Below are 285 nucleotides of genomic sequence, written 5' to 3'. Positions count from 1 at the left end.
TATGGTTTAGTTCAGAGCAAGGATTGGTTCTGCATAAATGCTGAAGCAATTTTATGTGGGGCTATAGCTCAGCTGGGAGAGCGCTTCGCTGGCAGCGAAGAGGTCATCGGTTCGATCCCGATTAGCTCCACCACCGTGTCCCGTTCGTCTAGAGGCCTAGGACACCGCCCTTTCACGGCGGTAACAGGGGTTCGACTCCCCTACGGGATACCATCTTTAAGCGCATTTCTTTAAATAGAAAATCTTAAGTGCTCTTAAAAATGGTTACTTCTTTAGAAGTGATTA

The 285-nt window shown here is 47.4% G+C and carries 2 tRNA genes; both read left to right on the top strand.

The features are described 5' to 3' along the window. Window positions 1–57 precede the first annotated feature (57 nt). Window positions 58–133, top strand: a tRNA-Ala gene (locus RH45_RS13680). A gap of 4 nt (window positions 134–137) precedes the next feature. Continuing rightward, window positions 138–213: transfer RNA gene (locus tag RH45_RS13675), tRNA-Glu, on the top strand. Window positions 214–285 lie beyond the last annotated feature (72 nt).

Origin of the sequence: Vibrio sinaloensis DSM 21326, assembly GCF_000189275.1 — a bacterium.
In the GTDB taxonomy this organism is placed as follows: Bacteria; Pseudomonadota; Gammaproteobacteria; order Enterobacterales; family Vibrionaceae; genus Vibrio; species Vibrio sinaloensis.
This window is presented reverse-complemented; position numbering and strand designations above follow the sequence as displayed.